The following is a 7,085-nucleotide window of genomic DNA, read 5'->3' as shown; positions in this document are numbered from 1 at the left end:
GGGAGTGGCCTTGGTCGCCGGCAGGAACCGGGTACCGAGGCCCGCCGCGGGAATGACAGCCTTGCTGATCCTGGGGTGCGACTGAGTCATGCCCGCAACCTTATCCGGTGCCTTTGTGCGGAAACTGTGGCTCCGGTTGGTTGACCCTTTATGACAGCATTCAAGAAGGGTGCGAGAACGACCCGTGGAACACGACGGACGCACGAGCGAGCCTGACAAGCGGATGTTGCGGCGGGAGTTCCTCTCGGTGAGGAACAGGTTGACGGACGCTGACGTCGACGAGACGGGCCGCACGCTGGCGGAGCGCGCCCTGGAGCTGCCGGAGCTGGCTCACGCGCGCACGGTGGCGGCGTACGTCTCCGTGGGGAGCGAGCCCGGCACGCGGGCGCTGCTGGACGCGCTGCGCGCGCGGGGCGTGCGGGTGCTGCTCCCCGCGCTCCTGCCCGACAACGACCTCGACTGGGGCGAATACGCCGGCCCGGGCTCCCTCGCGCGGGTCCAACACGGCGGGAAAATGGCGCTCTTCGAACCCTCCGGCACACGTCTCGGAGCGGATGCCGTGACGGCCGCGGACGTCGTTCTGCTGCCCGGCCTCGCCGTCGACGCGCGCGGGATGCGTCTGGGGCGCGGCGGAGGGTCGTACGACCGCGTCCTGGCCCGTCTGGAGCGCGCGGGCGCACGCCCCCGGCTCGTGGTGCTGCTGTACGACACGGAGGTCGTCGCGCACGTCCCGGCGGAGGCGCACGACAAGCCCGTGCACGCCGTGGTGACGCCCTCGGGCGTGCGCCGCTTCCCGGGCGCCTGACCCGGCGCCCCGCCGCCCGTACGACGAAACGGCCCTCCACGCACGCGTGGAGGGCCGTTTTCCGTGTCGTCGGCCGGTCAGGGCTTGAGGACGAGTGTGTCGCTCGTGCTCGCGTCGACCGCCTTGCCCGAGTACGACCAGGGCAGCAGCTCGCCCTTCGCCCACAGGCTCGTCTGGTCCGTGTAGTGCGCGCTGAAGGCGTGCCCGGAAGCGCCGCTCAGGTTGATCCACCGGGACTTGTCGAAGTCGGCGAGGTTGACGACCATCCGCATGGACGGCACCCAGACGACGTTGTAGCCGCCGGCCGCGTTCCAGCCGGTCGCGTTCACCGTGGCCTCGCCGCCGCTGAGCCTCCAGGGGCCGCGGTTGAGGATGTACTGCAGCGCCTTGGGGCCGTCGGTACCGAGGGTCTGGTTCTTCAGGAACAGGCGGTGCAGCCGGCCCCAGCTCCAGGTGTCGATGTCCTTGCCGAGCTTGGCGGTCAGCTCCCAGCGGGCGTCGATCATGGCACGCGCGAAGAGCTGGTCCACGTTGTTCGCCGCGGGGCGGGTGCCCGACCTGGGGGTCTTCCACCAGTCGCTGTCCGGCTTGTTCATCAGGGTGCGCACGACCTCGAACCAGCGGTCGCCGCCGTCCGGCTGCGCCTGGTCGGCGTCGCGCTCACCGCACTCGCGCACCTTGGTGTCGTCGTCGACCGGGCCGGTGCTGTCGATCTTGTCGACCCACAGGCACTGTCCCTGGACGCGCACCTCCTTGGGCAGCTTGTTCCCGAAGGCGAGCTTGAGAACGTTGCGCCAGACCGCGTTGAAGTAGGCGGCCGCCGCGGAGTCCGACTCCTGGGTGTAGTCCCAGCCCTCCAGCAGCTTCTGCGCGTCGCGCACGTTCTTGTCGGCGAGGTTGATCTTCAGCAGCTTCGGCACCAGGAGCTTGGCGATCTCGCTGCTGTTGTCCAGCTGCATCTGCCGCATGTCGTCGGTGGAGATCTTGCCGCCGTCCTTGATCTTGGACTCGATCAGGTCGGTGATGCGCTGGCTGCGGGCGCCGTAGCCCCAGTCGGTGGTGAGGGTGTACGGGTACTTGTCCTTGTCGACCACGGCCTGGTTGGCGGTGACGATGTAGCCGCGCTTGGGGTTGTACTCGTAGGGCAGCTCGTCCTGCTTGATGAAGCCGGTCCAGCGGTACTTCGAGTTCCAGCCGGGCGCCGGGACGGAGCCGTCGTCCAGGGAGGAGCGCGTGGGGATCCTGCCGGGCAGCGTGTAGCCGATGTGGCCGTCGGTGTCGGCGTAGACCAGGTTCTGCGAGGGCACGTCGAACAGGGCGGCGGCCTGGCGGAAGTCGCTCCAGCCGGCGGCCCTGTCGATGGCGAAGACGGCGTCCATGGAGGTGCCCGGGTCCAGCGCGGTCCACCTCAGGGCGATGCCGTAGCCGTCGCCCCGGTCGGGCGCTGCGGTGTTGACCGTGGCCCGCTTGCCGACCTGGACGAGTTCGTCGTCACGGTCGGACAGCAGGGGCATCCCGTCCTGGGTCTGGCGCACGACGATCGTCTTGGACGAGCCGCCGGCGACCTTGATGGTCTCCTCGCGGGTCGTGAAGGGCCGGACCTTGCCGTCGTACAGGTAGCCGTTCGCGCTCACCTTCTCCAGGTAGAGGTCGGTGACGTCGACCCCGGAGTTGGTCATGCCCCAGGCGATGTCCGCGTTGTGGCCGATGATCACACCGGGCATGCCGGCAAAGGTGTAGCCGGTCACGTCGTACTGGCACTTGCTGGAGACGGTGCGGCAGTGCAGGCCCATCTGGTACCAGACCGACGGCAGCGACGCCGACAGGTGCGGGTCGTTGGCGAGCAGCGGCTTGCCGGTGATGGTGTACTTCCCGGACACCACCCACGAGTTCGAGCCGATGCCCTGGCCGTTCACTCCGACGGCGGTCGGAACGTCGTCCAGGACGTTGTAGAGGCCCGCCAGCTGGCTTGTGAGCGACGATCCGGACGCGGCCGAGGCCGAGGAGCCGGTCGCGCCCGTGGAGCCCGCAGAGCCGCCTGTGGCGCCGCCGGTGGTGCCGGACGTGCCCGCCGTACCGGTGCCCTGCGAGGTTCCGGTGCCGCCGCTCTGCCGGAAGGACCTGGTCAGCGCGTTGTACTGGCCTTCCTGCACGATCGGCTTGTTACGGCTGTACGGGTACTCCGGGTACAGGTCCTGGATCTGCTGCGGGCCGAGCCGGCTGGTCATCAGGGCACGGTCGATCTCGTCCTGCATGTTGCCGCGCAGGTCCCAGGCCATCGCCTTCAGCCAGGAGACGGAGTCGACCGGGGTCCACTTCTGCGGCTTGTAGTCGTTGATGAAGCCCAGGGCGGCGTACTCCAGGGAGATGTCCTTGCCGTCCTTGCCCTGGAGGTAGGCGTTGACGCCCGCGGCGTACGCCTGGAGGTACTTCTTCGTGGCGGCCGACAGCTTGGTGTCGTACTCCTGCTTGGCGATCCGGTCCCAGCCGAGGGTGCGCAGGAACTCGTCGTTCTTGACCTGGCCCTTGCCGAACATCTCGGACAGGCGCCCGGAGGTCATGTGCCGGCGCACGTCCATCTCCCAGAACCGGTCCTGCGCCTGGACGTAGCCCTGCGCCATGAACAGGTCCTCGTCGGAGGAGGCGTAGATCTGCGGGATGCCGTTGCCGTCCCGCTTGACGTCGACCGGCCCCGACAGGCCCTGGAGCGTGATCGTGCCCTTGGTCTGCGGGAAGGAGGCGCGGACAGTGCTGATCGACCAGTACGCCCCGTAGGCGATGCCGCCGATGACGGCCAGGACCAGCACCATCACGATCAGTCGGGCTCTGCGCCCCTTCTTCCTGCCGGACTTGGCGGGCGCGGCACCGGTGGTGGCGGTGTCACCCGTTGTGGCGGTGGTGTTGGGGGGCATCGCTGTCCTTGCTGTCCTAACGCGAGCGGCAGGTCGGGCTGTGACTTTGAATGAGCGCTGGAGCAACCATAGGCGCAGGGCCCTGTCCCGCTTGACGCGGAGTCGGGAACCAGCGCGTACGAGCGTTCGATCTTGCCTCGCCGAGCGTCAAGAAAGCGTCAAGAGTTAGGTAAGGTAACGAAGTACTTGGGTGCGGTGCGCCGCAGCCTCGGTCTTGTGTACGCGAGCTCGCCCCCGCCGCGCGAGCCAAGGAAGGGATCCGCCGCTGACTGTTCACCACCTCAACCAGCTCCTGCTCGTCTGCTCCGTGGTCCTGCTCGTCGCCGTCGCGGCCGTCCGGATCTCCTCCCGCAGCGGGCTCCCCAGCCTGCTCGTCTACCTGGGGATCGGCGTCCTCATGGGCCAGGACGGCATCGGCGAGATCCACTTCAACAGCGCCGCGGTGACCCAGGTCATGGGGTACGCCGCCCTGGTCGTGATCCTCGCCGAAGGCGGCCTCGGCACGAAGTGGAAGGAGATCAGGCCGGTCCTGCCGTCCGCCTGCGTCCTGGCGACCTTCGGCGTCGCCGTCAGCGTCGGCGTCACCGCGGCGGGCGCGCACTGTCTGGTCGGGCTGGAGTGGCGGCAGGCGCTCATCATCGGCGCGGTGGTGTCCTCGACGGACGCGGCGGCGGTCTTCTCGGTGCTGCGCAGGGTTCCCCTCCCCGCGCGCGTGACGGGCACGCTGGAGGCGGAGTCCGGCTTCAACGACGCCCCGGTGGTCATCCTGGTCGTCGCCTTCTCCACGGCCGGCCCGGTCGAGCACTGGTGGATCCTGCTGGGCGAGATAGCCCTGGAGCTGGCCATCGGTGCGGCCATAGGTGTCGCGGTGGGCTGGTTCGGCTCCTGGGGGCTCAAGCACGTGGCCCTGCCGGCCTCCGGCCTCTACCCGATCGCGGTCATGGCGATCGCCGTGACGGCGTACGCCGCCGGCGCCCTGGCGCACGGCAGCGGCTTCCTGGCCGTCTACCTGGCCGCGATGATGCTCGGCAACGCCAAGCTCCCGCACTGGCCGGCCACGCGCGGCTTCGCCGAGGGGCTCGGCTGGATCGCCCAGATCGGCATGTTCGTCGTCCTCGGCCTGCTGGTCACCCCGCACGAACTGGGCGACGACGTCGTACCGGCTCTGCTCATCGGGCTGATGCTCACCATGGTGGCCCGCCCACTGAGCGTGGTGCTCAGCCTGGCGCCGTTCCGTGTGCCGTGGCAGGAGCAGACGCTGCTGTCGTGGGCGGGACTGCGCGGCGCCGTGCCCATCATCCTGGCGACCATCCCCATGGTGAACGGCGTCACCGGCAGCCGCCGCATCTTCAACATCGTCTTCGTGCTGGTCGTGGTCTACACCCTCGTCCAGGGGCCGACGCTGCCCTGGCTGGCGCGCACGCTGCGGCTGGGCGAGCAGGGCGAGGCCTCCGACCTCGGCATCGAGTCGGCACCCCTGGAGCGGCTGCGCGGACACCTGCTGTCCGTCTCGATCCCCGCGGGCTCCCGGATGCACGGCGTGGAGGTCAGCGAGCTGCGCCTGCCTCCGGGAGCCGCCGTCACCCTCGTCGTCCGCGAAGAAAAATCGTTCGTTCCGCTGCCCTCGACGGTATTGCGCCGGGGCGACGAACTGCTCGTCGTCACCACCGACCCGGTCCGCGACGCGGCAGAGCGGCGTCTGCGCGCCGTCGCCCACGGCGGCAAGCTGGCGGGCTGGCTCGGCATGAACGGGGCGGGCAGCTCGCGTTGAGGGCGCGTTCGGTGCCGTTCACGCTCCCTTTCCGTGAAATCCCAGGTGCCCGAGTCCGTGGTGCTCGTTTTCACAGCTGCGCCGGCCGGTGGTCCTTGTAGCATGAGGGCGCACCCTGATCGAACCAACTCTGCCTGACGCAGAGCTGGCGCGACCGTATGGCGGCCGTCGCCACCCACCCGTAGTGGGCGCCGGTATCTACCGCAGTCCGCGCAAGAGGACAGCTCTCGGCGCCCGGGCCCCACCAGGCCCGCGCTACCAGGCGGCAGAAAGGCACGGGCCGTGGGATCCACGGTCACCACCACCGAACCGGAGAAGACCTCGCCGGCCTCTTCCCACCCGGGATACGGACAGCTGCTGCGCACCCGCGGCGCCTGGACCTTCCTGCTCCCCGGTTTCGCGGCGCGCCAGCCGTTCGCGATGCTCACCCTCTCCATCGTGCTGCTCGTGCAGCACACCACCGGCTCGTACGGCGCCGCGGGCGCCGCCGCGGCCGCCACCGGTGTCTCCATGGCCCTGTTCGCGCCGTACAGCGGGCGCCTCGCCGACCGCTACGGCCAGCGCGCCGTGCTGGTCCCCGGCGTGGTGGTGCACACGCTGTCCGGCCTGTCGCTGACGGCGCTCGCCCTGGCCCACGCGCCCCTGTGGGCGCTGTTCCTGGCGGCCGTCCCCACCGGCGCCTCGGTGCCGCAGGTCGGCCCCATGGTGCGGGCGCGCTGGGGCGTGAAGCTGCAGGGTTCGCCCCTGATGGCCACCGCGGCGGCGTTCGAGTCGGTCACGGACGAGCTGACGTTCGTCTTCGGCCCGCTGCTGGCGACCGCGCTGTGCACCGCGGTGACACCGGCGGCCGGCCTGGTCACCGAGGGCGCGCTGACCCTCGTCGGCGGTCTGCTGTTCGCCGCGCAGAAGGGCACGCAGCCGCCGGTGACCGGCGAGAGCGGGCACGCGCGCGTGAAGCACGCCTCCGCGCTGCGCGTACCGGGCGTGCGCGTGCTGGTCGTGACCTTCCTGGGCATCGGGTCCGTCTTCGGCGGCATGCAGGTGGCGCTCGCGGCGTTCACCGAGTCGATCGGCGAGCCCGGCCTGAACGGTGTCCTGTACGGCGTCTTCGCCGCCGGCAACATGCTGTCCGGCGTCGTCTGCGGCGCGATCGCCTGGAAGACCGCTCCCCAGCACCGCCTGGTCGTCGGCTACACGGCGCTCGCGATCGTGGCGTCCGCCCTGTGGACGGCGCACTCGGTGCTGCTGCTCGCCGGGCTGGGCCTGCTGGTGGGCATGTGCATCGCGCCGGCGCTGATCACCGGCTACACGCTGGTCGAGGGCCTGGTCCCGGCCGGCGCGCGCACGGAGGCCTTCACGTGGCTGACCGGCGCGGTCGCGCTCGGACAGGCAGCCGCCGTCACGGTCGCCGGACAGCTGGAGGACCGGCTGTGGGACGGTGCGGGATTCCTGGTGCCGATGGCCGGCACCGTACTCGCGCTGGCGACCCTGCTGGCGCTGCGGTCGCGGCTGGTCGCGCGGCCGCAGAACCGTACCGTCGCACGTGGCGTCGGTCACCGCGTGCCGGTGGCGGTGGACTGATCCCACGGAATACGTC

General features: G+C 70.3%; 4 protein-coding genes and 1 pseudogene. 3 read left to right on the top strand and 2 right to left on the bottom strand.

Annotated features, from left to right (window positions below):
- Window positions 1-204: pseudogene (locus LMU33_RS42085) on the bottom strand (hypothetical protein); the annotation flags it as partial.
- 19 nt (window positions 205-223) lie between these two features.
- On the opposite strand from LMU33_RS42085, the gene LMU33_RS27540 reads away from it, so the two are divergent.
- Complete coding sequence (locus LMU33_RS27540) at window positions 224-805, top strand: 5-formyltetrahydrofolate cyclo-ligase (RefSeq protein WP_228623311.1); 582 nt, start codon at window positions 224-226, stop codon at window positions 803-805.
- 77 nt (window positions 806-882) lie between these two features.
- Here LMU33_RS27540 and LMU33_RS27535 read toward each other — a convergent pair whose 3' ends face one another.
- Entirely contained in the window at window positions 883-3,717 is a 2,835-nt protein-coding gene (locus LMU33_RS27535; RefSeq protein ID WP_228623297.1) for a penicillin acylase family protein, read from the bottom strand.
- A gap of 214 nt (window positions 3,718-3,931) precedes the next feature.
- On the opposite strand from LMU33_RS27535, the gene LMU33_RS27530 reads away from it, so the two are divergent.
- The gene (locus tag LMU33_RS27530; protein WP_228623296.1) at window positions 3,932-5,488 is read left to right on the top strand and encodes a potassium/proton antiporter; all 1,557 of its coding nucleotides are present in this window, start codon (window positions 3,932-3,934) and stop codon (window positions 5,486-5,488) included.
- 282 nt (window positions 5,489-5,770) lie between these two features.
- The gene (locus LMU33_RS27525; RefSeq protein ID WP_228623295.1) at window positions 5,771-7,069 is read left to right on the top strand and encodes an MFS transporter; all 1,299 of its coding nucleotides are present in this window, start codon (window positions 5,771-5,773) and stop codon (window positions 7,067-7,069) included.
- Window positions 7,070-7,085 lie beyond the last annotated feature (16 nt).

The organism is Streptomyces barringtoniae (assembly GCF_020819595.1).
GTDB classification, from domain to species: domain Bacteria; phylum Actinomycetota; class Actinomycetes; order Streptomycetales; family Streptomycetaceae; genus Streptomyces; species Streptomyces barringtoniae.
Note: the sequence above shows the minus strand (reverse complement) of the source record. Positions and strands in the feature narration are given on the sequence as shown.

What these genes read in the sequence shown, in the direction of transcription:
- LMU33_RS27540 (WP_228623311.1), top strand. Translation starts at nt 224, where the DNA reads ATGTTGCGGCGGGAGTTCCTCTCGGTGAGGAACAGGTTGACGGACGCT.
- LMU33_RS27535 (WP_228623297.1), bottom strand. Translation starts at nt 3,717, where the DNA reads ATGCCCCCCAACACCACCGCCACAACGGGTGACACCGCCACCACCGGT.